General features: G+C 73.4%; 18 protein-coding genes. 8 read left to right on the top strand and 10 right to left on the bottom strand.

Annotated elements, in window-relative coordinates; genetic code table 11:
• Nucleotides 1-1,902: 1,902 nt before the first annotated feature.
• The 3 genes from rsmG to ACXJKG_RS07900 all read left to right on the top strand — a co-directional run bounded on the left by rsmG (nt 1,903) and on the right by ACXJKG_RS07900 (nt 5,667).
• On the top strand, nt 1,903-2,580 hold the full coding sequence (rsmG, locus tag ACXJKG_RS07910; RefSeq protein ID WP_456845207.1) for a 16S rRNA (guanine(527)-N(7))-methyltransferase RsmG: 678 nt from the start codon (nt 1,903-1,905) through the stop codon (nt 2,578-2,580).
• 862 nt (nt 2,581-3,442) lie between these two features.
• Complete coding sequence (locus ACXJKG_RS07905) at nt 3,443-4,513, top strand: ParA family protein (protein ID WP_456845206.1); 1,071 nt, start codon at nt 3,443-3,445, stop codon at nt 4,511-4,513.
• Nucleotides 4,510-5,667, top strand: a complete 1,158-nt coding sequence (locus ACXJKG_RS07900) for a ParB/RepB/Spo0J family partition protein (protein ID WP_456845205.1) — start codon at nt 4,510-4,512, stop codon at nt 5,665-5,667. The genes ACXJKG_RS07905 and ACXJKG_RS07900 overlap by 4 nt, the downstream gene beginning before the upstream one ends.
• Nucleotides 5,668-5,740: 73 nt before the next feature.
• Here ACXJKG_RS07900 and ACXJKG_RS07895 read toward each other — a convergent pair whose 3' ends face one another.
• The 8 genes from ACXJKG_RS07895 to ACXJKG_RS07860 all read right to left on the bottom strand — a co-directional run bounded on the left by ACXJKG_RS07895 (nt 5,741) and on the right by ACXJKG_RS07860 (nt 16,193).
• Nucleotides 5,741-6,691: a D-alanine--D-alanine ligase family protein gene (locus tag ACXJKG_RS07895; protein ID WP_456845204.1), complete on the bottom strand. Its 951-nt coding sequence runs from the start codon at nt 6,689-6,691 to the stop codon at nt 5,741-5,743.
• 264 nt (nt 6,692-6,955) lie between these two features.
• The gene (locus ACXJKG_RS07890) at nt 6,956-8,302 is read right to left on the bottom strand and encodes an aminotransferase-like domain-containing protein (protein ID WP_456845203.1); all 1,347 of its coding nucleotides are present in this window, start codon (nt 8,300-8,302) and stop codon (nt 6,956-6,958) included.
• Nucleotides 8,303-8,374: 72 nt separating this feature from the next.
• A complete protein-coding gene (gene trxA, locus ACXJKG_RS07885; protein WP_456845202.1) occupies nt 8,375-8,707 on the bottom strand; it encodes a thioredoxin in 333 nt (110 codons plus the stop codon).
• Nucleotides 8,707-9,678 carry a thioredoxin-disulfide reductase gene (trxB, locus tag ACXJKG_RS07880; protein WP_456845201.1) on the bottom strand — a complete coding sequence of 324 codons (972 nt, stop codon included), beginning with the start codon at nt 9,676-9,678 and terminating at the stop codon, nt 8,707-8,709. Before trxB ends, trxA begins: the two co-directional genes overlap by 1 nt.
• A gap of 103 nt (nt 9,679-9,781) precedes the next feature.
• On the bottom strand, nt 9,782-11,863 hold the full coding sequence (locus ACXJKG_RS07875) for a protein kinase family protein (protein WP_456845200.1): 2,082 nt from the start codon (nt 11,861-11,863) through the stop codon (nt 9,782-9,784).
• A gap of 33 nt (nt 11,864-11,896) precedes the next feature.
• Nucleotides 11,897-13,543: a murein biosynthesis integral membrane protein MurJ gene (murJ, locus tag ACXJKG_RS07870; protein WP_456845199.1), complete on the bottom strand. Its 1,647-nt coding sequence runs from the start codon at nt 13,541-13,543 to the stop codon at nt 11,897-11,899.
• A complete protein-coding gene (locus ACXJKG_RS07865; RefSeq protein WP_456845198.1) occupies nt 13,540-15,642 on the bottom strand; it encodes a DUF6049 family protein in 2,103 nt (700 codons plus the stop codon). The genes murJ and ACXJKG_RS07865 overlap by 4 nt, the downstream gene beginning before the upstream one ends.
• Nucleotides 15,639-16,193, bottom strand: coding sequence for an NUDIX hydrolase (locus tag ACXJKG_RS07860; protein WP_456845197.1), 555 nt, complete (start codon nt 16,191-16,193; stop codon nt 15,639-15,641). The genes ACXJKG_RS07865 and ACXJKG_RS07860 overlap by 4 nt, the downstream gene beginning before the upstream one ends.
• A 71-nt stretch (nt 16,194-16,264) precedes the next feature.
• Between ACXJKG_RS07860 and ACXJKG_RS07855 the strand changes: the two genes are divergently transcribed.
• Nucleotides 16,265-17,773 carry a CCA tRNA nucleotidyltransferase gene (locus ACXJKG_RS07855; RefSeq protein ID WP_456845196.1) on the top strand — a complete coding sequence of 503 codons (1,509 nt, stop codon included), beginning with the start codon at nt 16,265-16,267 and terminating at the stop codon, nt 17,771-17,773.
• On the opposite strand, the gene ACXJKG_RS07850 is transcribed toward ACXJKG_RS07855, so the two are convergent.
• Nucleotides 17,748-19,427, bottom strand: a complete 1,680-nt coding sequence (locus tag ACXJKG_RS07850; RefSeq protein WP_456845195.1) for a SpoIIE family protein phosphatase — start codon at nt 19,425-19,427, stop codon at nt 17,748-17,750. The two genes, ACXJKG_RS07855 and ACXJKG_RS07850, sit on opposite strands and share 26 nt — an antisense overlap.
• Nucleotides 19,424-20,734 (bottom strand): MFS transporter, encoded by a 1,311-nt coding sequence (locus ACXJKG_RS07845; RefSeq protein ID WP_456845194.1) that lies wholly within the window; start codon nt 20,732-20,734, stop codon nt 19,424-19,426. Before ACXJKG_RS07845 ends, ACXJKG_RS07850 begins: the two co-directional genes overlap by 4 nt.
• A 120-nt stretch (nt 20,735-20,854) precedes the next feature.
• Here ACXJKG_RS07845 and ACXJKG_RS07840 point away from each other — a divergent pair, with 120 nt between their 5' ends.
• The 4 genes from ACXJKG_RS07840 to ACXJKG_RS07825 all read left to right on the top strand — a co-directional run.
• Complete coding sequence (locus tag ACXJKG_RS07840) at nt 20,855-21,412, top strand: sigma-70 family RNA polymerase sigma factor (RefSeq protein ID WP_456845193.1); 558 nt, start codon at nt 20,855-20,857, stop codon at nt 21,410-21,412.
• Nucleotides 21,402-22,766 carry a hypothetical protein gene (locus tag ACXJKG_RS07835; RefSeq protein WP_456845192.1) on the top strand — a complete coding sequence of 455 codons (1,365 nt, stop codon included), beginning with the start codon at nt 21,402-21,404 and terminating at the stop codon, nt 22,764-22,766. Before ACXJKG_RS07840 ends, ACXJKG_RS07835 begins: the two co-directional genes overlap by 11 nt.
• An 80-nt stretch (nt 22,767-22,846) precedes the next feature.
• Nucleotides 22,847-23,401: an RNA polymerase sigma factor gene (locus ACXJKG_RS07830; RefSeq protein WP_456845191.1), complete on the top strand. Its 555-nt coding sequence runs from the start codon at nt 22,847-22,849 to the stop codon at nt 23,399-23,401.
• Nucleotides 23,391-24,197, top strand: an 807-nt coding sequence (locus tag ACXJKG_RS07825; protein WP_456845190.1) for a hypothetical protein, incomplete at its 3' end; no start/stop codon positions are given. The genes ACXJKG_RS07830 and ACXJKG_RS07825, both read left to right, overlap by 11 nt.

The following is a 24,197-nucleotide window of genomic DNA, read 5'->3' as shown; positions in this document are numbered from 1 at the left end:
CCGTGTCGGTGCAGCGGCTCGCTCACTGCAGGTCGGCCTACACGCACGCGATCGTTGGCCGGCCCGTTCTGCCACCTCTCACATCGATGGGCGGTTGGCTGTGGTCTCGCGAGCCCGTCACAAGGGCCGAGCCGTCGGGATTGCCGGGACGTCGCGTGTCTAGCTTGGATCGGGCTGGACCCTCGAGTCGGCGTCCGCCCGTGGAGCGCGATTGTCGGCGCGCGTGACGGCGTCTATCGATGACTGATGTCCGTCGTGCCCACGGACAGCCCCGAGGCGGGACGTCGTTTCACGTGAAACGTCGAAACGGGTACGAACCCTTCACGGGGATGGCCGTGACGTGTTTCACGTGAAACAGCCCATAGCCGGGTCGACTCGGGCCGACCCGAACTGTGGTCGCGTCGTCACTCGCGGTCGGTCCGACGACTCGCGGCTTCAGCGCACCGCCGCCGCCGGGGCGCTCGGTTCGTGCTGCGTCAGGTCTCCTCGAAGGGGGGCGCCGACCTGCGATCCGCTCGCGGACCTGTGCGACTCGTCCGCTGGGTGCGCGATGGGATGAGGGGACAAGGGGGCAGGGCATCGGGTCGGGGGTCGGTCGGGCGAGGGCGACGGGCTGACTCGTCGAGGCGTGGCATGAGATGACCGGAGTGGGGGAAGGCCCGGATCCCCTGGCTGTTTCACGTGAAACAACGGCCGGACGACCCTTGATCGCAGGATGGCTGGGGTAGCGCCGCTCGCGCAGACCACGGGCGACGTCGAGGCAACCTGTTTCACGTGAAACACGCGTGACTGAGGCCCGAGGTGGAGTGCAGAGAGTGGGCGCGGATTGGATGCCGACGCCGATGCCGCTCGCGTGTGGCGCCCCACGCAGCCGCTGCGAACGTGCGCCCTGGTTCGCCGGGGCGCCGTGTCGCATCAGCGCGAAGGTGCGACGGGCGACAGGAGTTGGACATTGCGATGCGCCTGCCGCCGCCCGGACCACTCAGCAGGCCGCTCGGGAGCTGGTAGTGCATCCGGCGCTCGGAAGGCACTGCGGCCGTCCCAAAGTGTCGAAGGCGCGCGCCAAGGACCCGGAGGCCCGTCTGTGGGAATTCCAGCGGCAGGCGTGCTCGCCGCTCGCCCTTCGCCTGGCCCGTCCCGGAGACTGGCAGCGGCACGGCGTGCTCGCCGCTCGCCCCTCGCCCCTCGCCGCTCGCGCCTCGCCGCTCGCCCCTCGCCGCTCGCCGCTCGCCGCTCGCGCCTCGCCGCTCGCCCCTCGCGCCTCGCCCTGCGCATGGCCCGCCACTGGGACTGGCAGCGGCGGGTCGTGCTCGCCACTCGCCCCGCGCACGGCACGCCAGGGCGACTCCCAACGGCGGGCCGTGGGCGCCTGGAGCAGCTAGGGCGGCAGCGGACCTCGGTGACCTGAGCGAGCTCGCCCTGGCCGGCCCCACAATGCGATGGCCGGGACACTGACGGGGTTGCGGACGGCGAGGGAGCGAGGGCACGGCCTGAAGTCTTGGTCCGCAACTCTCGGCTTGTCCTCATGGTGGCTGCATTCACCCCCGGAGCCGAGACACCTAGTGCAAGGAGCGGCGCTGTCGACACGTCCCCCAGGGTGTCGGCAAGCGCCCCAGGGCGCCCGCCCAGGATGGTGAGCCGCTGATGGTCACCGACCCTCATGGCGAGTTGTGAGCGCCGCCAGGACCGGCTCTCTGTGAGCGCGCACGCGAGTTCTGCGGCCCATGTCGACCTCCGGGATCCGCACCGTCCACATCCGGGCGCGGTGGCGGGAGAGAGGGCGTCCGCGCACGGTACGGTAGGGCGGCGCCAAGGGGTCCGAACGTTCGCGATCCATGTGATCGACGGATCTCGGCGGCACCTACGACAGCTTGTTTCACGTGAAACCAAGGGGATCTGACGGTGACGGAAGCTCGGTCGACGGACGTCGACGGAGCCGACCCCCTGGACGGAGACTCCAGGCTGCAGCCCTTCTTCGGGCGGGCCTGGCCACAGGTTCTCGGCTTTCACGACCTGCTCGTCAAGGAAGGCGAGCTGCGTGGCTTGGTCGGGCCGAGGGAGTTCTCTCGGCTCTGGGAGCGGCACATCCTCAACTCCGCGGCCGTGGTGCCGTTCCTGCCAACCTCGGGGCGAATCATCGATCTCGGCAGTGGCGCTGGGTTGCCCGGCATCGTGGTGGCCGCGATGCTCCCTGAGGCTGAGGTCGTGCTGCTCGAGCCGATGGAGCGCCGGACCGACTGGTTGAGCGAGGTCGCCGAGTCGCTCGGGCTCGGCAATGTGGTCGTGCTGCGTGGCCGTGCGCAGGACGAGCACGGACGGCTCACCGGTGACGCCGTGACGGTTCGGGCGGTGGCGTCCCTCGACAAGCTCTATCGGTGGGCGCTCCCGCTCCTGCGTGCCGGTGGGTCGCTCGTCGCCCTCAAGGGTGGGCGAGCAGAGGAGGAGATCGAGGCGGCGAAGCACGTGGGTCGCAAGCTCGGCGCGGGGATCGCCTCTGTGCAGGACGCGCCCACGATCGAAGGGGTCGACGTGACGAGGGTTGTTCGAGTCGTTCGGGAGGCAGTTCCTGGTGTTCGGTAGGAAGAAGAGGCGTCACGAGGACGACCCGACGACCGACGACGTTGCTCCGGCAGAGCTCGCGTCCGCTGGCCCTGCGGCGAACGGCATCCCGGCATGGGCGCCGGACCCCGCGGTCGAGCAGAGCAACGGCGAGCGAGCGGCGGCCGTGAGTGAGAGTGCCCGTGCACCAGAAAGTGCCGGTGGGGCCGGAAGTGCCGGTGAGGTCCAGCGTGTCGGTGGGGCCGGAAGTGCCGGTGGCGTCCAGAGTGCCGGTGGGGCCGGAAGTAGCGGTGGCGTCGAGAGTGCCGACGAGGCGCACGACTCCGCAGATCTGCAGGTCAGCGAGCGGGGCACCGCGCCGGTCGACGCGCAGAACGGCGAGCCGGACGACTCGAGGAGTGCCGAACCCGCCGACACGCACCGCGCGGAGCAGCCCGCCGGGGTCCTCCCGAGAGTGTTCGAGCCAGGGTCCGTGCCTCACCCGTCCGACCAGCAGCCAGCGCCCGACGCGAGTGCCCTCGACCGGGGTGCTTCCGAGAGCCTTGAGGGCTCGTCCGCCGCGGACGCCGTCGAAGCCAGCGGCACTGGGGCTGTCGAAAGACCTGCATCGGAGACGGCTGTTTCACGTGAAACAGAGAGCCTTCACGACAGCCAGCCCACGCAGGCCATCTCCGGGAGCACGGCGTCCGCCTGGGACCAGCGGGCACAGCACACCGCGGCGGAGAGCGCACCGGAATCAGTCACACGTCCCGGCGAGGGGGAGGCGTTCGTCACGCCGGCCGGCACCGACGACGTCTCGGCGAGCGGTGCGGAGACCGACGCGTTGGGCGACAACACCGTCGATGGCGCCGAGGAGGCGTTCGACCGTGACACCATTCCGCCCATGACACCGCGGCACGAGCTCGACCCCGACGAGAGTCGGCGTGCGGCGTTGGTGGAGAGCCTCCCTGCAGTCACCGACGACACGCCGCTGATGGCCGAGCTCAAGCAGGACGCTCGGCGTCGGATCGAGCTCCGCGGTCGACGGTTCCCGCGGCCGCCGCAGACTCGCGTCATCACGGTGGCGAACCAGAAGGGCGGCGTCGGCAAGACGACGACCACGGTCAACCTCGCCGCTGCGCTCGCGCAGTCGGGCCTGAACGTCCTCGTCCTGGACAACGACCCGCAGGGGAATGCGTCCACCGCGCTGGGGATCGAGCACCGCGCCGGCACGCCGTCGATCTACGAGGTGCTGGTCGATGGAGCTCCGATCGCGGAGGCCGTGCAGGAGAGCCCCGACGTCCCGAACCTGTGGTGCCTGCCCGCCACCATCGACCTGTCCGGCGCCGAGATCGAGCTGGTGTCGATGGTGGCCCGCGAGACCCGGCTGCGGAACGCTCTCGACGCGTACCTCGAGTGGCGGGTAGCCAACGGGCAGGAGCGCATCGACTACGTGTTCGTCGACTGCCCTCCGAGCCTCGGGCTGCTGACGGTCAACGCGTTCGTGGTCGCACGCGAGGTGCTCATCCCGATCCAGTGCGAGTACTACGCGCTCGAGGGCCTCAGCCAGCTGCTGAAGACCATCCAGCTGATCCAGGCGCACCTGAACCCGCAGCTCCACGTCTCGACGATCCTGCTGACCATGTACGACGCGAGGACGAACCTCGCGCAGCAGGTGGCGACCGAGGTCAGGACGCACTTCCCTGAGCGGACGCTTCGCACGACGGTGCCGCGCTCGGTGCGGATCTCCGAGGCGCCGAGCTACGGCCAGACGGTGATGACGTACGACCCGGGCTCGTCCGGTGCGCTCGCCTACCTCGAGGCTTCCCGAGAGGTCGCGGAGCGAGGGGCGGCGGGAGTCGTCGACGGCGCCGCGCAGGCGCCACACACGAATGGGCAGTCGACCGACGTGCCCGCACAGCAGAACCACCACGAACACCAGCCGGCTTCGGTCGTGCTTCAGGAGGAACAGTGAGCGAGAAGCGACGCGGCTTGGGCCGGGGCCTCGGAGCCCTCATCCCGACGGGCCTCGACGGCCAGCGCCCGACGGGAGCCGAGAGGCCGGTCGACGTGTTCTTCCCGGACCCCAAGCGTGACAACGGCGATGCGGCCGCCGCGCAGGGGGCGACCGCCACGGCAGTCCTGACAGAGGACCCGCCGGTCGAGGCCGACGCTTCCTTCGTCGATGGCACCGTGACGACCAACGCGCCGAGCGCGAACGACGCCACGCCGCAGGCGACCGAGCCGGTCGTCGAGCCGCAGTCCGTCCCCGGAGCCGCCGACGCGGCTGGGGCCGATGGCCTCGTGCCGGTGCCGGGTGCCCGGTTCGCGGAGCTGCCGGTCGGCTCGATCAGGCCGAACCCGAAGCAGCCTCGCACGGTGTTCGACGAGGATGCCCTCGACGAGCTGGTCGGCTCGATCCGCGAGGTCGGCGTGCTCCAGCCGATCGTCGTCCGGGACGCCGGCGACGGCTACGAGCTGATCATGGGCGAGCGCCGCTGGCGCGCCACCCAGGCCGCCGGCCTGGCGACGATCCCCGCGATCATCCGGGACACCGAGGACGGCGACCTGCTGCGCGACGCGCTGCTGGAGAACCTCCACCGGTCCGAGCTGAACCCGCTCGAGGAGGCAGCCGCCTACCAGCAGCTGCTCGATGACTTCGGCTGCACCCACGAGCAGCTGGCCACCCGCATCCAGCGGTCGCGTCCGCAGATCWCCAACACGCTTCGCCTGCTCAAGCTGCCGCCGCTGGTGCAGCGGCGGGTGGCCGCGGGCGTGCTGTCGGCCGGTCACGCCCGTGCGCTGCTGGGGCTGAACGACGGTGCGGCGATCGAGCGTCTCGCGCAGCGGATCGTCGCCGAGGGTCTGTCGGTCCGTGCGGTCGAGGAGATCGTGTCGCTCGGCGGCGACGGTGAGCCGGCCGTGCGCCGTGCGGCTCCGCGTGCCGGGGTCAAGAACGAGGCACTCGACCACCTCGCGGCGCGGCTGTCGGACCGGTTCGACACCCGGGTCAAGGTCTCCCTCGGGAAGTCGCGAGGTCGGCTGACGGTCGAGTTCGCGTCCGTGCAGGACCTCAACCGGATCCTGGCCAGCCTCGCACCGGAGGACCCGGGCCTGCTCAAGGGCTGATCCATCGGCGATCTCGTACGTCGTACCGTGGTTCGAACGTACAAATCAGGCCGAACCGACCCATATCGGCAGGTCAGCGTGTCAGCGCGGCCATCACGAGATCGCGATAGAGCTGCCCGAGCGGTAGTCCCGCGGCCTCGGCTGCCTGCGGGAGCAGGGACGTCTCGGTCATGCCCGGCGCCACGTTGACCTCGAGGAACCAGACCGTTCCGTTGCCGTCGATGATGAGATCGGTGCGGGAGAGGCCGTCGAGGCCGAGGGCCACGTGCGCGGCGACCGCGACCTGGCCGACCCGTTCGGTGAGGTCCGGAGACAGGCGGGCCGGGGCGAAGTATTCCGTGCGGCCGGGGTTGTAGCGGGCGTCGAAGTCGTAGGGTCCGTCCGTGACGATCTCCACGGCGGGGAGTGCGACGGGGCCGTCGCCGGTGTCGACGACGCTCACGGCCACCTCGGTCCCGATGACCGCGCGCTCGACGAGGGCCGTGTCGCTGTAGGCGAAGCAGTCGACCATCGCCTGCGGCAGCGCCTCGGGGGTGGTCACGAGGGTGACCCCGAGCGCCGACCCTCCCCGGGAGGGCTTGACGACGACCGGCAGCCCGAGCCGGCGGACGATCGAGTCGAGCACCTGACGGGCGCCCAGCTCGCGGAAGAGCGACTGCGGCAAGGTGACAAAGTCGGGGGTAGAGAGGCCCGCCCGCGCCGCGACGGTCTTGGCGATGGGCTTGCTCCACGCGATCCGGCTCTCTCGCGGACCCGTGCCCAGGAGCCGCAGGCCGAGCATCTGCACGACGTCGCGGACCGAGCCGTCCTCGCCGCTGGTGCCGTGCAGGAGCGGCCAGACGACGTCGGGCTGCAGCTGGAGCAGCGCGGGCACGAGGTCGGCGTCGACGTCGTGGACCGAGACATCGACACCGACGGAGCGCAGCGCGTCGGCGACCCGCCGACCGGAGCGCAGGGAGACGTCGCGCTCGTGGGAGAGGCCCCCGGCCAGGACGACGACGCGGGGCGACGGTGTGGTGGTCACGGCTGGACGACTCCGATGGCAGGACGGACGGACGGCGCAGGACGAGGAAGCGACACGGGGCGAACCAACGACGACGGGCGACCGCGCGACGAGCGGCGAACCAACAACGAGCGGCGGACGAGCGACGAGGGGCGAACCCACGACGAACGGTGGACGAGCGGCGAACGGGGGACGCGCGACGAACGATCCGCACCACGACGAGCCGACGAGATCGAGCGGCCGTCCGGCGTGATCACGAGGCGAGGAAACCGACGAACGTGCAGGTCAGACGGCATCGGGCGCGGGTGACTGGACGTCCTGGGCGCCGGCGGACCCGGTGGTGCCGAAGAGCTCGACGAGCTCCCGCTCGCCGGCGACGACACCGGCGAGGCGACGTACGCCCTCACGGATCCGATCGGGCGTGGGGTAGCAGAACGAGAGCCGCATGTGGTCGGCGCCGGAGCCGTCGAAGTAGAAGGCGGTGCCGGGGACGTAGGCGACCCGGGCGGTGACGGCACGCGGCAGCATGTCCTTGGCGTCGAGCCCGTCGGGGAGCTGCACCCAGGTGTAGAAGCCGCCATCCGGCACGTTCCAGGAGGCGTCGGGGAGGTGCTCGGTCAGCGCGGAGATCATCGCGTCGCGACGCTCGCGGTACTGCTCGCGGTAGGACTTGATCTGGCCCTGCCAGTCGCACGTGGCCAGGTAGGTCGAAATCGCGATCTGCGAGGCGTTGGACGGGCACAGGATCGCGGACTCGCTGGCGAGGACCAGCTTCTCGCGAACGGCGTGGGGGGCGACCACCCAGCCGACCCGGTAGCCGGGGGCGAAGGTCTTGGAGAACGAGCCGAGGTAGAGCACGCCGTCGTCGTCGAGCGAGCGCATCGCGGGGCGCGGCTCGCCGGAGAAGCCGAGCAGGCCGTAGGGGTTGTCCTCCAGGACGAGCACGCCGTAGCGCTGCGCGATCGCCAGGATCTCGGGGCGTCGGGCGACGGAGAGCGAGACACCGGCCGGGTTGTGGAAGTTGGGCACCGTGTAGAGCAGCTTGACYCGGCGGCCCTCGGCGGCGAGCGACGCGAGGGTCTGCTCGAGCGCCGCGGGGATGAGCCCGTCGGCGTCGATGGGCACGTGCACGACGTCGGCCTGGTAGGCACGGAACACGCCGAGGGCACCGACGTAGGACGGTGCCTCCGCGACGACGACGTCACCCGGGTCGACGAAGATGCGCGTGACCAGGTCGAGCGCCTGCTGCGAGCCCGTCGTGACGACGACGTCGTCGGGGTGCGCATCGATGCCCTCGAGTGCCATCACGTCGAGGATCTGCTCGCGCAGCGTCTCGTCGCCCTGGCCCGACCCGTACTGGAGCGCCTGGAGGCCGCGGGTGGCGACGACGCGCTGGGCGAGGTCGCCGAGGATGTCGAGCGGCAGCCCCTCGAGGAACGGCATGCCACCGGCGAGCGAGACGACCTCGGGGCGGTTGGCGACGGCGAACAGCGCCCGGATCTCGCTGGAGCGCATGCCGTGCGTGCGTTCGGCGTAGGAGCCGAGCCAGCGGTCGAGACGGGTCCCGGTGCCGGCGGCGGAGGACGTGGGGGGGCCCGACGTCTCGCCGTCGGGAACAGGGTGCGCTGTCATGCACCCGAGTTTCGCACGCGAGGGGCGATGGTCCGCGCAGCGTCCCAGCGACACGGGGACGGCGGCGAGAGGTCAGACGGCGGCGAGCACGCCCTCGATCTCCTCGGTGATCATCGTCTTGGGCCGCGCGCCGATGACGGACTTCACCAGCTCACCGCCCGAGAAGAAGTTGAGGGTCGGGATCGAGACGATGCCGTAGTCGCCGACGGTGCCGGGGTTCTCGTCGGAGTTGATCTTCAGCACCGTGACGCGACCCTCGTACTGGGTGGCGACCTCCTCGAGCACCGGACCGACCATCCGGCACGGCCCGCACCAGGGCGCCCAGAAGTAGACGACGACCGGGATGTCCGACTCCAGGACGTCGGCCTGGAACGTGGCGTCGGTGACGGGGGTGGTGCCGCTCATCAGTGCTCCTCGACCTGGTGGACGGCGTCGCCGAGCGACGCCAGGAAGTTCTGGGCGTCCAGGGCCGCCGCGCAGCCGGAGCCGGCGGCGGTGATCGCCTGGCGGTACGTGTGGTCGACCAGGTCGCCGCACGCGAAGACACCGGTCAGGTTGGTGGCCGTCGTGCGACCGATCACCTGCAYGTAGCCCTCGTCGTCCAGGTCGATCTGGCCCTTGACCAGCTCGGAACGCGGGACGTGGCCGATGGCGACGAACACGCCGGTGGCCGGGTGCTCGCGGGTCTCGCCGGTCACGGTGTCGCGCAGGGTCACGCCGCTGACCTTGGCGTCGCCGTGGATCGCGACGACCTCGCTGTTCCAGGCGAACTCGATCTTCGGGTCGTTGGCGGCGCGGTCGGCCATGATCTTGGAGGCGCGCAGGTGGTCGCGGCGGTGCACGAGCGTGACGCGCTTGCCGAACCGCGTGAGGAAGGTGGCCTCCTCGACGGCGGAGTCGCCGCCGCCGACCACGATGATCTCCTGGTCGCGGAAGAAGAAGCCGTCGCAGGTGGCGCACCACGAGACGCCGCGGCCCGACATGCGCTTCTCGTCGTCGAGCCCGAGCTCACGGTAGGCGGACCCGGTGGCCAGGATGACGGACCGGGCCTGGAAGGTCTCGCCGCCGAGGGTCTCGATGGTCTTGATCTCGCCGGTGAGGTCGAGCGAGGAGGCGTCGTCCCACAGCACCTCGGCACCGAACTTCTCGGCCTGCTTCTGCAGGCCCTCCATCAGCTCGGGGCCCTGGAYGCCGTCGGGGAAGCCCGGGAAGTTCTCCACCTCGGTGGTGTTCATCAGSGCGCCGCCGGCGGTCACSGASCCGGCGATCACCAGGGGGGCCAGGCCCGCGCGGGCCGCGTAGATCGCGGCGGTGTAGCCGGCCGGGCCCGAGCCGACGATGACGAGATCGCGGATGGTGGTGGACTGCTCGGTCACGGCGACTTCCTTGCGGTTCGGCGCGCCGGAGACGTTCCGGCGGGGGCTGACGGGATCAACCGATCCTAGGCGGGATCTGTTCCGGAACCCGCGTCGCAGCGCCTCAGGAGAGCGAGATCTCCGTGAGCTCGAGCCGGAACGACCCGTCGGGCATCGTGGGCAGCTCGGTGATCCACAGCACCAGGGACTGCGTCTCGGTGGCCGGGTTCAGCGTGAAGACGGAGTCGGCACCGAACGGTCCGGACGCCAGCACCGCACCGGTGGTCGGGGCTGCCGCGTCGGTGGCGCGGATCTCGACGTTGCCGCCCGTGCTGTTGGAGTGCAGCGTCACCGTGGTGACCGTCGTCTTGGCGGTGAGCGTGATCGCGTAGCCGACGGCGGGCTTGAAGCCGGCGAAGTCGGCACGCTTGTACGTCTGGGTGTACCAGAACGTCGACGGGTCGCCGTCGAACGCCTTGGCGACGTCCTCCTGGTGCTCGCCGTCGCCGTCGGACGGGTCGATGGTGGTCGCCGACGCGATGACGGGAGGGCCGCCGGCCGGTGCGGCGGGTGCCGAGGGCGCGGCGGAGGCGTCGGACGGTGCGGCGGAGGCGGAGGGGGCCGCGGCGCTCTGCGACGCCGAGTGGTCAGGCGATCCCGTGCTGTCGACGGACGAGAACAGGGCCTTGAACGCGAGGACGACGCCGATGATCACGACGATCGCGACGATGATCAGCACCAGCGCCGTCGGGTCGAACCGGAGCCTGGTGGGTCGTTCGGCCTCCTCCGCGCCGATGACGTCGCCGAAGTCGAACGTGGAGGTGGGCTGCGGCGGCGGTGGCACGGGTGCGGGCGCGACCGGCGGGGGCGTCGCGGGGGGCACCGAGGGCGGGTTGCCGGACCCGGTGGTCTGCGCGACGGGGCGACGGATCACCGTGGGGAGCACCGGTGGCTCCGGCGCCGGGGGTGCGGGCAGCGGCGCCGTGGGCGGCACGGGCGGCACGGGCGGTGACGCGAGGGCGGCCGCCAGCGGGATGGTGGCCGCGACCGGGGGTTCGGGCGGAACCGAGGCAGGCGGGCCGGGCGGGCCGGGCGGTGGCGGGACGGGCATGCCCGTCGACGGAGTGACCGTGTCGGCGGYGGCCGCGGTGGCACCGAGGGAGCCGGCGCGGGCGGGGGTGGCCGGCGGGGGCGTGCCGGGCCGGTTCGCGCCGTGGGGGTCCTGCTGCTGGAACGCCGCTCGCACGGACTGCCGCTGCACGACGACGGGCCTCGGGTCCTGGGGGTCGTCCTCGTCGGGAACGGGGACACCGCCGCCGGGCGCGGCGGCGCCGGTGGGCGGGAACTGCGCGGCCGCGACTGCTCCGCCCACGGGCGCGACGTCGCTGACGGACGCCCGGATCTCCCCCCACGGCTCGAGCTCGCGGACCAGCTCACCAGGGCTGTGCGGACCGTCGTCGTTCGGGCCGAGCGTGACGACGCAGAGCGTGTCGAGGTCGTTGGGCACACCGGGGACCAGGTCCGCGGGGGCGACCGGGGAACCGTCGACGACGGGCGCCGGCGGCAGCGTCTCGCCGCCGGGCGTCTGCGGGGCGCGCGGATCGGCCGGCCACAGCCCGGTGAGGGCCGCGTAGAGGAGGCGGACGAGGCCGACGGCGTCGGCCCGGGTGGTCGAGCGGGCGTCGCCACCCGAGTCGCCGAGCAGCGCGGCGTCGAGCGCAAGACCGCCGAGCAGGACCCGGCCGTCGGGGCTGACGTGGAGCACGGACGGCCGCAGGGCGAGGTGGTGGACACCGCGCCGCCGGGCGACCTCGAGCGCCGAGGCCGCCTCGCCGACGACCGCGCGGGCCTGGTCGGCGTTCAGTGGACCGTTGGCCACCAGTCGCGCGAGCGACGGGCCGACCAGCTGCTCGGACACCACGTACCCGTAGCCCTCGTGCGTCCCGACGTCCAGCACGCGCACGAGCCGGGAGTCCGTGACCAGGGCCGCCCGGCGCGCGGCGTCGAGGGCGGGCGCGACCGCTCCGTGCTCGAGGATGCGCACCCGGACGGGCCGGTCGAGGATCTGGTCGGTGGCCTGCCAGGCGCTGGCGCCCTCGAGGTCGGACTCCACAGGGGCGAGCACGCGATAGCGGCCCGCGAGCACCGTGCCTCGTCCGACGACCTCGCTCACCAGCACCTCCGTGTCGACCACCTGCCCTGCCACCGGCACGACACCCTGCATGCTAGACGTGCGGGATCAGCGGCGTCCTCCGCGGATGCGCCGGAGGACGGGCAGGAGCAGGCTGTCGAGCTCGTCCACCCGCAGCAGCCGCAGCCCGCCGACGTAGACCAGGCCCATCACGGTGCCGACGACGGCGCACTCGATCACCGACGCCACGAACCCGGTGGACAGGACGAGCCCGAGCAGCTCGAGGACGCCGAACCCCACGCCGGCGGTGACGAGGGCCACGAGGCTCGCCCGGGCCAGGACCCGCAGCACCCGCGTACCGTCGATGCCCCCGAGCCGACGCCGGAGCCGCCACTGCGCGATCCACGCGCCGACGAGGTAGGAGACGGTCATGCCGGCGCCGGCGCCGGCGACCCAGTACGTCGGGTCCAGGACCGCCCGCGACAGGACCGCGCCGACGACCACGACGCCCGCCATCACTACCTGGATGGGGACCATGGAGCGGGCGTCCTCGTACGCGTAGTACGCGCGCTGGAACATCGACCAGGCACCGAACGCGGGCAGCCCGATGATCATCGTCAGCACCACGGTCGCGACGGCGTCGGCCGACCCGGCGGACGCGGTCGCCAGCACGACCCGCGTGAGGGGGAGGGCCAGCACCGCGATGGCGACGGTCGCGAACACGGTGAACACACCGACCACGCGCAGCCCCGAGGAGAGCGTCGACCGCACGCCGGCGACGTCCTTGTCGTGGGCCTGCCCGGACAGCCGGGTGAACAGGGCGGTCGCGAGGGAGACCGTGACCAGCGAGTGGGGGAGCATGAAGATGAGGAACGCGACGTCGTACGCGGCAGGGCCGGCGACGGCGGTGGCGGACGCGCCCTGCGCGACGGCGGCGGCCGGGGCGGCGGAGGCGACGCGGGAGACGACGAGGTAGCCCAGCTGCCCCACCGTCAGGCCCAGGAGCGTCCAGGTGGCGACGCCGCCGGCGGCGCTGAGGCCGGAACCGCGCAGCCCCCAGCGCGGCCGGTAGTGCACGCCGGCCCGGCGCAGCGCGGGGAACAGCACGGCCGCCTGCGCGACCACCCCGAGCGTCGCGGCGGCGGCCAGCAGCGTGGTCTGCCCGGTGGTCCACGACGAGGCGTCCACGACGCCCGAGCTCTTCCAGCCGCCGAAGAGCACGATGAACACGGCGAACCCGGCGATGGCGACGATGTTGTTGACCGCCGGCGCCCACATGTACGGACCGAACGACCCGCGCGCGTTGAGCACCTGCCCGAGCAGGGCGTAGGCGCCGTAGAAGAAGAGCTGCGGGATGCACCAGTACGCGAACGTCGTCGCCAGCTCGTTCTGCGCCGCGTTGCCGAAGTTCGAGTAGAGACCCACCAGCCACGGCGCGAGCAGCGTGAGGACCAGGGTCGCCGCGGCCAGCAGCACGAAGCCGAGCGTGAGCAGCCGGTCGACGTACTCCTGGCCCGCCTTGCGCTTGTAGGCGCGCACGACCTGCGGCACGAGGATCGCGTTGAGCACGCCGCCCGCGAGCAGCATGTAGAGGACGTTCGGCAGCTTGTTGGCGACCGCGAACGCGTCGGCCGCCTGGCCGGTGGCGCCGATCGCGGTGGCCAGGACCATGCCGCGCAGCAGGCCGAGCACACGCGAGGCGGCCGTGCCCGACGCCATCAGGGCCGCGCCGCGGCGGATCCCGTCGTCGCTCATCGGGGCTCCTGCTCGTCCTCGGGTGTGCCGCCCAGCACGGGCAGCGACGTCGGCGCGCCGGACTCCGACTCGGTGCGGGCGCCGCGTCGGGCGCTCTGCCCGCGGCGCACCGTCCGGACGATCCCGAGCACCAGGCCGAGCGCGAGCAGGACGCCGACGACGATGGTGCCGATGCTCTCGATCGTGGGTGCGACCTGCGCGGTGAACCGCACGGTGGGCGACACCGACAGGCCGTCGGTCGCGGTCAGCCGGGCAGCGACGACGACGGAGCAGTTGGCGCGCGCGTGCAGGGGGATCCGGACGCTGACCTCGCTCTGCGCGTCGACGTCGACGGGGTCGAGCTCGCCGACCTCGAGGCACGGCTTGCGCGGGGTGACCTGCAGCAGGACGGTCGCGGGGACGGTCAGGGTGTTGCGCACGATGATCGGCAGCTCGCTGTCGGCGGCGACGACGCGCACGTCGCTGACCCGGGCGATCGACAGCCCCGTCGTGCGGGCGTCGACGTCCGCGACGGCCGTCGTCACCAGCGCGTCGCGGCCGGCGGGGTTGGTGCGCCAGGCGACCGCGAGCGGTGCGAGCACCTCGGTGTCCACGCCGTCCAGGAGGATCGCCGGCTCGCTGGTCACGCTGGCGAAGGCGACCGCGCGCCCGCGGGCGTCGGCCAGGGCGTCGACGCTCGTGGGCGCCAGCTCGGCGGCATCGACGGCGCTGGTCGGCAGGGTCGTGCGCGGCGGGTCGCTGGTGGCGCCGAGGAGCGTGGAGACCGGATCGAGCCGGACCCAGGGGGTGTTCGCCATCGCGGTGACCAGGGCACCCACGTTCGCCTGCTCGGGGACCCAGGCGCGGCCCGGCGCGATGAGCATGCGGGGCGGGTCGGACGACTGCTGGCTGATCACGGCCAGCTCCGCGAGGGTCCGCTGGACCGTGGTGGTCGGCGTCGCTCCCGGCTCGACCTTCTGCGGCGTGGCGAACAGCTGGGTCAGCGTCGCGTCCGGCCCGAGCGTCGCCACCGTGCCCACGGTCGTGTGCACCTCGCCGCGGGCGTCGGGCGTCTGCTTGGCGTCGACGTCCGTGCGGGGCGGCAGCACGAGCAGGTCGGCGCCCGCCTGCGAGGTCACCGCGGCGGTCGTCTGGTCGGGGAGATCGGCGCCCGGCGACCAGAGCAGGCCCGACGTCGTCGTGAGGCCCGGGACGCCCAGCTGCGCGGTCCGGTCGACGGCGAGCTGGACGAGGTCGGCGTGGCCCGCGTGCGCGGCCGCGGCGATGTCGGGGTCCGTCCAGGGCAAGGTGGCGACGTCGTGCGAACCCAGGGTCTCGGTGAGCGTCGTCGCCCAGGCGCGAGTGCGCAGGGTGCCCGCGGAGGCCGCGGCGACGAGGGAGGGGTCGACGGCCACGCCGATGTCCGGGTCGGTCGCGATCGCCGTCGACAGGTCGTGCAGCCGCCCACCGGGGGCCGTGAGCCGGTCGAGCTCCGCGATGGTCTGCTCGTCGGCACCCGTGACCTCGCCCTCCTGCGGGGGCGCCGGGGCGGACGGGGGGCCCACCGCCGGGACCAGGACGGACACGGGTGCCTGCGCGACGTCGTCGGTGGTGAGCCAGAGCAGGAACGTGCGCTGCAGCCCGACGCGGTCCGACCCGTCGAGGGCCTCGACGACCAGCCCGCGGGGACCCCACGTGTCGGCGCCGTCGCGCAGCCGGATGTCCGACGCCGGGACGACGAGCTCCACGCCGACGCTGGCCCCCGGCAGCAGCGGTGCGGCGACCGGCGTCGTGGCCACGCGGGACGTGCGGCTCAGCCCGTCGGTCCTGGCGGACGCCCAGGCGTCCACCTCGGCGCGCGTGCCGATGCGGAACCGGCTGAGCCGCAGGGCGGCGGTGGGCGCGGTGATCTCGGTGTCGCCGTCGTTGCGCAGGACGGCACGCACGTGCAGGTCCTCGCCGGGGCGCAGCACGCTCGGCGTGACCTCGGTGATCTGCACGGAGACGGGCAGGTCCGGGTCGGCCGGGGCCGCGGCGGCCGGCAGGGCGACGGCCGCGAGCGCACCCGCGACGGCCAGGGCCGCGCACAGCACCCGGCGTCGCAGCGAGYGGGCGCTCATGCCTCGCCGACGAGCACGAGGAGTGCTGCCTCGGCGAGCCGGCGTTCGTTCGGGTACGCGAGGATCCCGTGCAGCTCCGCGACCGGGACCCACGCGGCGTCCTCCGCCTCGCTGTCCGGGTCGCCCTCGACGGTGAGGTAGCCACCGGTGGCGCCGAGCAGGAAGTGGTGGACCACCTTGTGCACGCGGCGGTCGTCCCCGCTGAACCAGTAGTCGATGACACCGAGCCGGCGCAGGACCTGACCGGTGATGCCCGTCTCCTCCGCGATCTCCCGGACCGCGGCCTCCTCGGGCGTCTCGTCGCCCTCGAGGTGTCCCTTGGGCAGGCACCACTCGAGGCGGCCGGCCCGGTTGCGGCGGGCGATGACCGCGGCGTGGTCGACGCCCTCGCGGCGGCTGACGACGATGCCGCCGGCCGAGGTCTCGTCGACCACGGGCAGGGGCGCGGCCGGGACCCGGGCGATCGCGTGGCGCGGATCGATGCGCAGCGGATGACCGCCCGGTGGCGACGGCACGCCCCCGGGAACGGGTGGGTGCGCCGGGCTCGACATATCGACACTGTAACGACTTGGCACCCGGGGTCCCGTCCGCATCGCGGCAGACGTCTGGCAGGCTTGGACGAGTGCCGCCCCTCGATCAGTCCGACGACCCCGAGACGCCCGACCTGGGCGCCGCGCTCGCGGCCCTGCAGAAGCGTGCGCTCGGCGTGCTCGCGGCTCTGCCCGCCGACGCCCTCGAGCTGGGCTCGCTCTTCCGCGCGGCGGGCCACGAGCTCGCACTCGTCGGCGGCCCCGTGCGCGACGCCTTCCTCGGCCGGGTGTCGGCCGACCTCGATTTCACGACGTCGGCGTCGCCGGACCAGACCGAGGCGATCCTCGCGCGCTGGGGCGACGCGCACTGGGACATCGGCAAGGAGTTCGGCACCATCGGGGCCCGCAGGTTCGCCGGCCGCCGCTCCTCGCTGGCGCAGGACGTCGTCGTCGAGGTCACCACGTACCGGACCGACGAGTACGACCCCGCGAGCCGCAAGCCGCAGGTCGCGTTCGGCGACTCGCTGGAGGGCGACCTGTCCCGCCGCGACTTCACCGTCAACTCGATGGCCGTCCGCGTGCCGGAGCTGACGTTCGTCGACCCCTTCGACGGCCTGACGGACCTCGCCGCCGGGATCCTGCGCACGCCGGTGGCCCCCCGGCAGTCGTTCGACGACGACCCGCTGCGGATGATGCGCGCCGCCCGGTTCGCGGCCCAGCTGGGGTTCGCGGTCGACCCAGCGGCGCGCGCGGCGATCGTCGACATGGCCGACCGCATCGCGATCGTGTCGGCCGAGCGGGTGCGCGACGAGCTGAGCAAGCTGCTGGTCTCGGCGCAGCCGCGCGCGGGCCTCGAGGTGCTGGTCGACACGGGGCTGGCCGAGCACGTGCTGCCCGAGCTGCCCGCGCTGCGCCTGGAGATCGACGAGCACCACCGGCACAAGGACGTGTACGAGCACTCGCTGATGGTCCTCGAGCGGGCGATCGCGCTGGAGACCGGTCCCGACGGCGCGGTTCCCGGGCCCGACCTGGTGCTGCGGCTGGCGGCGCTGCTGCACGACATCGGCAAGCCCCGCACCCGGCGGTTCGAGGAGGGCGGCGGCGTCAGCTTCCACCACCACGAGATGGTCGGCGCGAAGCTCGTCGCCAAGCGCCTGAAGGAGCTGCGCTTCGACAAGGCGACCGTGCAGGCCGTGGCGCGCCTGACCGAGCTGCACCTGCGGTTCCACGGGTACGGCGAGGGCGGGTGGACCGACTCGGCCGTCCGGCGCTACGTGACCGACGCGGGTCCGCTGCTGGAGCGGCTGCACCGGCTGACCCGGTCCGACTGCACCACGCGGAACCTGCGCAAGGCGGCCCGGCTGTCCGCGGCGTACGACGACCTCGAGGAGCGGATCGCGCGCCTGCAGGAGCAGGAGGAGCTCGACTCGGTCCGGCCCGACCTCGACGGCACGCAGATCATGGAGATCCTTGGGCTGGCGCCGGGGCGCGAGGTGGGCGAGGCCTACCGGTACCTGCTGGAGCTGCGGATGGAGCGCGGACCGCTGGGTCCGGACGTCGCGCGCGAGGAGCTGCTCAGCTGGTGGGCTGCGCGCGCCTGACCACGAGCAGGCACACGTCGTCCTCCTGGTGCTGCCCGACGAACGCCTCGACCAGCCGGTCCTTCACGGTGGTCGAGTCGGCACCGTCGGGCAGTGCCGACAGCGCCGCGGTGAGGGCGGCGATCCCCTCGCGCAGCCCGCGGTCCCGCCGCTCGACCAGCCCGTCGGTGTAGAGGACGAGGGTGGCGCCCGCGGGGACGTCGATCTTCGCCTCGGCGCCGCCGGGTCCGGCCAGCCCGATCGGCGTCGACAGCCCCTCGTCGAGCGCGAGCACCTCGCCGCCCGCCAGCCGGAGCAGGGGCGGCGGGTGGCCGGCGCGCGCGTAGGTGACGTGCGCTCCCGCGTCGGACGACTCCCAGCGCAGGTAGGCGCAGGTGGCGATGTCCGCGAGGTCGAGCCCGCGCACCAGCTCGTCGGCACGGGCCAGGACCTGGCCCGGTGAGGACCCTTCCCACGCATACGACCGCAGCAGCGAGCGCAGCTGGCCCATCGCGGCGGCGGCACGCAGGTCGTGGCCGACCACGTCTCCGACCGCCAGGCCGATCGCGCCGTCCGGCAGGGGGAGGACATCGAACCAGTCGCCACCGACCTCGGTCCGTCGCGTCGAGGGGACGTAGGCGGCGGCGACGTCGAGCCCGGCGATGTGCGGGATCTCGGGCAGCAGGCTGTGCTGGAGGGTCAGCGCGGCGTTGCGCTCGGCGAGGAACAGCCGGACGTTGTCCAGGGCCAAGCCCGCGCGGCGCCCGAGGTGGGCCGCCGTGACGGCCGCGTCCGGGCGGAACCCGTCGACGGCGACCAGGCAGAGCACCCCGATCACCCGGTCGCGGGCACGCAGGGGCACGATCATCGCGCTGCCGAGCCCGAGCCGGCGCAGGAGGTCGAGCTGGACGGACGTGGTGCGCCCCGGGAGGCCCGGCACGTCCACCTGGTACGGCGTCGCGACGAATCCCGGGCTGCTGGTCAGCGCCTCCGTGATCTTGGGTGCCCGCGTGAGCCAGCTGAGGTCCTCGTTGGCCAGGGCGCGGGCGGTCTCGCGGTCGTCGGGGTCGCCCGCGACGAGGTGGACCCGGGTGAACCGGCCGCGATCGTCGGTCACCGCGACGAACCCCCAGGTCGCCAGCGCGGGCACCGCCATGTCCCCGAGCGCGTCGACGGCGTCGTCGTACTCGAGGTGCCGGGCCATCTCGTCGCTGATCCGCGCGAGCAGGTCGAGCCGCGCCGTCGACTGCTCGACCGAGTCCACCTCCAGGTTGCGGACGCGCTCGGCGTCCACCCGGTCCGTGACGTCGGCCTGGATGCCGATGTGGTGCGTGACGGTCCCGGCCTCGTCGACCACGGGACTGATGACCACCTGGTTCCAGAACGGCGAGCCGTCACGCCGGTAGTTGCGGATCACCGACGCGCTCGCGTGGCCCTTGTCCAGGGCGGTCCGGATCCGGCCCACGACCAGCGGGTCGGTGTCGGCGCCCTGCAGGAACCGGCAGTTGCGTCCCAGGACCTCGTCGGCCGGGTAGCCGGTGAGGCGGGTGAACGCGGCGTTGACCCAGACGAGGGGGGCATCGCTCTGCCGCGCGTCCGAGATGGACAGTGCCAGGTCGCTGCTGAGGACCGCGTGCAGCGGGAGGTCGTCCATCACCCCGTCGTCGCTGCTCACGAGGCCAATCGTGCCTCGGCGACGTCCGCCGCCGGTACCCCCCGGGAGGCGGACCCGTAGAGGGCCGCGAACCCGGCGTACGCGAGCGCGAGGACGAAGAACAGCCCGCGGGAGTAGCCGGTGTCCGGCAGGGTCAGGGCGCCGAGCGCGGCGGCGCCGACGAAGGCTGCGTTGTAGAGGACGTCGTAGAGCGCGAACGCCCGGCCCCGGAACGCGTCGTCGGTGTCCCGCTGCACGATCGTGTCGACCGAGATCTTCGCGCCCTGCGCGGCCAGGCCCAGCGCGCCGGCGGCGACGAGCACGGCCGTCCGGCCAGCGGAGGCGACCAGCAGCAGCTGGCTGACCGCGGCCAGCAGGAGGCAGAGCACGATCCACACGTGCGGGCCCGTGCGCCGGGAGAACACCGGCGTGAGCACGACGGCCAGCACGAACCCCGCCGCCGACGCCCCCAGGACCAGGCCGAACGTACGCAGCCCCGCGCTCGCGTCCGCGGGGTCGGACAGCAGGTTGCGGGCGATGAGGATGCTGGCGATGAACGTGACGCCGTACAGGAACCGGTGCGCGGCCATGATCCCGAGAGCCCGCGCGGGGGTCCGCCGCGCGATCAGGTGCTTGGCCCCGGCGACCAGGCCGTGGGCGAGCAGGCCGAGCTCGGCGCGCATCTGACGGGCGTCGGCGCGCTCGTCGGGACCCAGCCGGTCCTTGCCCAGCCGCGTGGCCAGGCCGGCCGCGACCGCCATGACGGCCGCCGCGACGAACAGCGCGKCCGCGTCCTTGCCCCGCCCGGCCGGCAGCACCAGGCCCAGCACGAACCCGACGAGCCCGCCGACGCCCGCGGCCACCGCCCCGAGCGTCGGGGTCAGGGAGTTGGCCGTGAGCAGCAGCGGGCCGTCGACCGTCCGCGGCAGCGAGGCGCTCAGCGCCGACAGCAGGAACCGGTTGATCGACAGGTTCACCAGCGCGAGGACGTACACGGCCGGACCGACGCCGTCGGTCACCATGATCACGGCGATGAGCAGCGTGATCGCGACGCGGACCAGGTTGCCGACGAACAGCACCTGCCGGCGGCGCCACCGGTCGAGCAGCACCCCGGCCCACGGCCCGACGATGGTGAACGGCAGCAGGAGCACCGCGAACGCCGTCGCGACCCCCACCGCCGTGCTCGCGTTCTCCGGCGAGAAGAAGAACAGCGTGGCCAGCCCGACCTGGAACATGCCGTCGGCCGTCTGGCTCGTGAGCCGGACGGCGAAGAGCTTGCGGAAGTCCCGGAGCGGCCAGAAGGCCCTGAGGTCGGCGATCACCTGCACCGGGTCATCCTCCCACCCGGTCCTCCGGGMGCTGACGACACGAGCTCACGGGACTCACTGCACCCACAACCTCCTGGCGCCCACGCTCGTTGTCTTGGTAGGACGGCGTGAGGAGGCGCGATGAGCGGGCACTGGGAGCCGATGCTCGAGCAGGTCGTCGCCGAGCGCTACGCCCGACTGGTCGCCCGCGCGATGCTGCTGGTCCGGTCGCGCGCCGATGCCGAGGACCTGGTGCAGGACGCCCTCGTGTCGACGTTCGGCGGGCGGGCGCGGTTCCGCTCCGTCGAGCAGGCCGAGCAGTACGTCCGGCGCGCGATCGTGTCCCGGTTCATCGACCGCACCCGGCACGACGCCGTGGAGCACGCCGCGATCGAGCGGGCCTCGGCGCTCGTGGACCCCGTGGCGGGGGACGCGCCGGCGCGCGGGCTGCCCGACGAGCTCCGCGCCGCCCTGGCCCGGCTCAGTCCCCGCCAGCGCGCCTGCGTCGTCCTGCGGCACGTCGACGACCTGTCCGTCCGCGAGACCGCGACCCTGCTCGGCCTGAGCGAGGGCGCCGTGAAGCGCTACGTGGCCGACGGCGTCGGCACCCTGAACGCCCTGCTCGGTACGACGAGCACGACCAGCGACGGCGAGCCCGTCCGCCTGGTCCCCACCCCGGAGGTGCGCCATGACGCGTGACCTGAGCGACCTGATGGCCGACGCCCTCGACGCGCAGGAGCGTGAGATCGCCGGGATCACGCCCGCGTCCGCGGCCCTCGCCCGGACCGTCCGCCGCGTCCGGCACCGCAGGATCGTCCGGCACTCCGCCGAGTCGTCCGTCGCCGTGGCGGCCGTCGCGGGCATCGTCACCGCAGGCTGGCTGGGCACGCGCGGCACGCAGAACCCGCCGCCGCCCGCGCAGACGCCGTCGCCCACGGTCGTGACACCGTCACCGACCCCCACGCCGACCCCTGCCCCGTCGCCGATCACCGCCCCCGGCATGCCGTCGGCGCTGCCCCTGCCGACGGGTCTGCTCGGCACGCCGACCCCGGGCTGGGTGCTCACCACCTACCGCCCGGCGTCCTCCGCCGATGGTGAGGTCGCGGGGCAGTACGTGCTGCTCGTGTCCCCGTCGGGCGAGCGCTACCTGGTGGCGGACCTGTCGACGGCCGCTGCCGTGCAGCTGGTCTCGTGGCAGTCCGGCGCGACGACCGCGCGGGTGCTGACCGACGGCGCCCCTGCCACCCTCGACCTGGCGACCGGCACGCTCACCCCGGACCCGCGCCGGCTCCCGGCCGGAGCCACCTTCGTGACGGCCGCGGCCGGCGGGGCCGAGGTCTGGATCACCCCGGTCGACGGACCCGCCGCGCCCGACACCTACGTGCTCCCCACCGAGGGGGACGTCCGGTCGATCGCTTCGCTCGGGTCGTCGGCCGCGCGCCCGAGCGTGAGCCCCGACGGCCGGCTGGTCGCCACCGACACGGCGTCGGCCGACGAGGTGGTCGTCGTCGACGTGGTCGACGGCACCCGGACCGCGATCCCGTACGGGCAGCCGAACGCGCAGTGCAGCACCGTGGCCTGGATCGACGCGACCGGCCTGCTGGCCCAGTGCTTCGACTTCACGGGCGGCGGCGGCCCGCTCGAGTGGAACCCGCGTCTGGTGCGCGCCGGGCTGGACGGCACCGTGACGACCGTGCGGCAGCAGGTCGAGGGCGACCCGTTCACGTCGGCCGGTGCCGGGACGTTCGTGAGCGACGGCGTCGTGGCGTTCGCCGGGGTCCCGCTCACGCCCGGGCTCGCGACGGCGAACGCGTGCCCCGAGGGCGTGTACCTGACGGACGGGACGCCCGTGCAGCTCGCCACGGGCACCGTCGGGCTCGCCGCAGCCGACGGGTCCGTCTACGTGGCGGAGACGCCGGGCTGCGAGGCGACGAGCCTGCCGACGGAGCTCACGCTGCACGGCGCCGCAGGCACCCCGGTGGTGCTGGGACCGGTGCCGCCCGGCGAGGGATGGGCCGTGGGCCTGTCGTCGTGGGTGGTCGCCGCGCGATGATCCACCCCAACCACCCCCGACGGCCCGAGCGTTCTTCTTGGTGACCGCCGGGGGCCGGCGTCGATGGCAGGGGAGGCGCCATGAGTCCGGGATGGGAAGGGGTGCTCGAGCAGCTGGTGCGCGAGCGGTACCCGCGTCTGGTGGGTCACGCGATGCTGCTCGTGGGGTCGCGGCACGACGCGCAGGACCTCGTGCAGGAGGCGCTGATCGCGACCTTCGCCGGGCGCGCGCAGTTCGTGAGCATCGGGCAGGCCGAGCAGTACGTGCGTCGGACGATCGTGTCCCGGTCGATCGACGAGTCCCGCCGCCGCAACCGCGAGCGGGCGGCGCTCACCAGGCTCGGCAGCCGGCCCGTGAGCGCGGTCGTCGTCGAGGAACGCGGGCTGGGTGCCGACGTAGTGCGGGCGCTGCAGCAGCTGACCCCGCGCGAGCGGGCCTGCGTGGTGCTCCGCCAGGTCGAGGACCTCTCGGTCCGGGACACCGCCGCCGCGCTCGGGCTGAGCGAGGGGGCGGTGAAGCGGTACACGTCGGACGGCACGGCCAAGCTCGACGCCGCGCTGGGCACGACGACCACCCACCAGGAACGCGCCGACGTCCGGCTGATCGACTCGATGGAGGTGCGTCATGAGCGCTGACCTGCGGACCCTGCTGGGGCAGGCGGCCGAGGAGCTGTCGACGGACGGGCCGATGGACCAGCTGCGGGCGGCCGGCCTGCGCCGGATCGTGCGCCGCCGCCGGGCCCAGCGGCACACCGCCGAGTCCGTGGCCGGCGTGGCCGCCGCGGGCGTCGTCGGCGCCGCCGCCTGGTTCGGGGTGGAGCACGTGTCGCCCCCGCCGCCGGCGCACCACCCGTCGCCGACCGTGACGAGCACACCGTCGCCGTCTCCGTCGCCGTCGTCGACCCCGTCGCCGACGCTCGTGATGACGTCGTCGCCGGGCCTGCCGCCCATGGCCCCGCTGCCGGACGGCCTGCTCGAGGCGACGACCCCGGGCTGGGTTCTCGCCCAGTCGCGGCCGAGCTACGGACCGCAGGACGGCGTCTCGGGCGAGGGCACGGACGTGGCCGACGTGGTGTACCTCGTCTCGCCGCAGGGCGGCAGGTACCGGGTCCTCGACCGTCCGCTGTCGGCGGGGCTGGCGCTGCTGCACTGGCGGGCCGGCGAAGCCCGGGCGCTCGTCCTCGAGTACGCCGACGGGAGCCGGAGCTCGGCGGACAGCCGTCCCGCCTGGCTGGATCTGCGCGACGGGTCGACCACGCCCGTGGAAGGCGTCGGCGCGCTGCCCGAGCTCGTGACGATGACCGTCGACGGCACGACCGTCTGGCGGGACGCGGTGAACGCCGACGGGACGGGCGGGATGCAGCTGCTCACCATCGACGCGGACGGGACGGTGAAGGTGYTGGTCGGCCCGGCCGGGATCGCCGTCCCGAAC

This window comes from Cellulomonas sp. P5_C6, assembly GCF_054049635.1.
The sequence above is the reverse complement of the archived record's forward strand: the minus strand, read 5'-3'. Positions and strand labels throughout refer to the sequence as shown.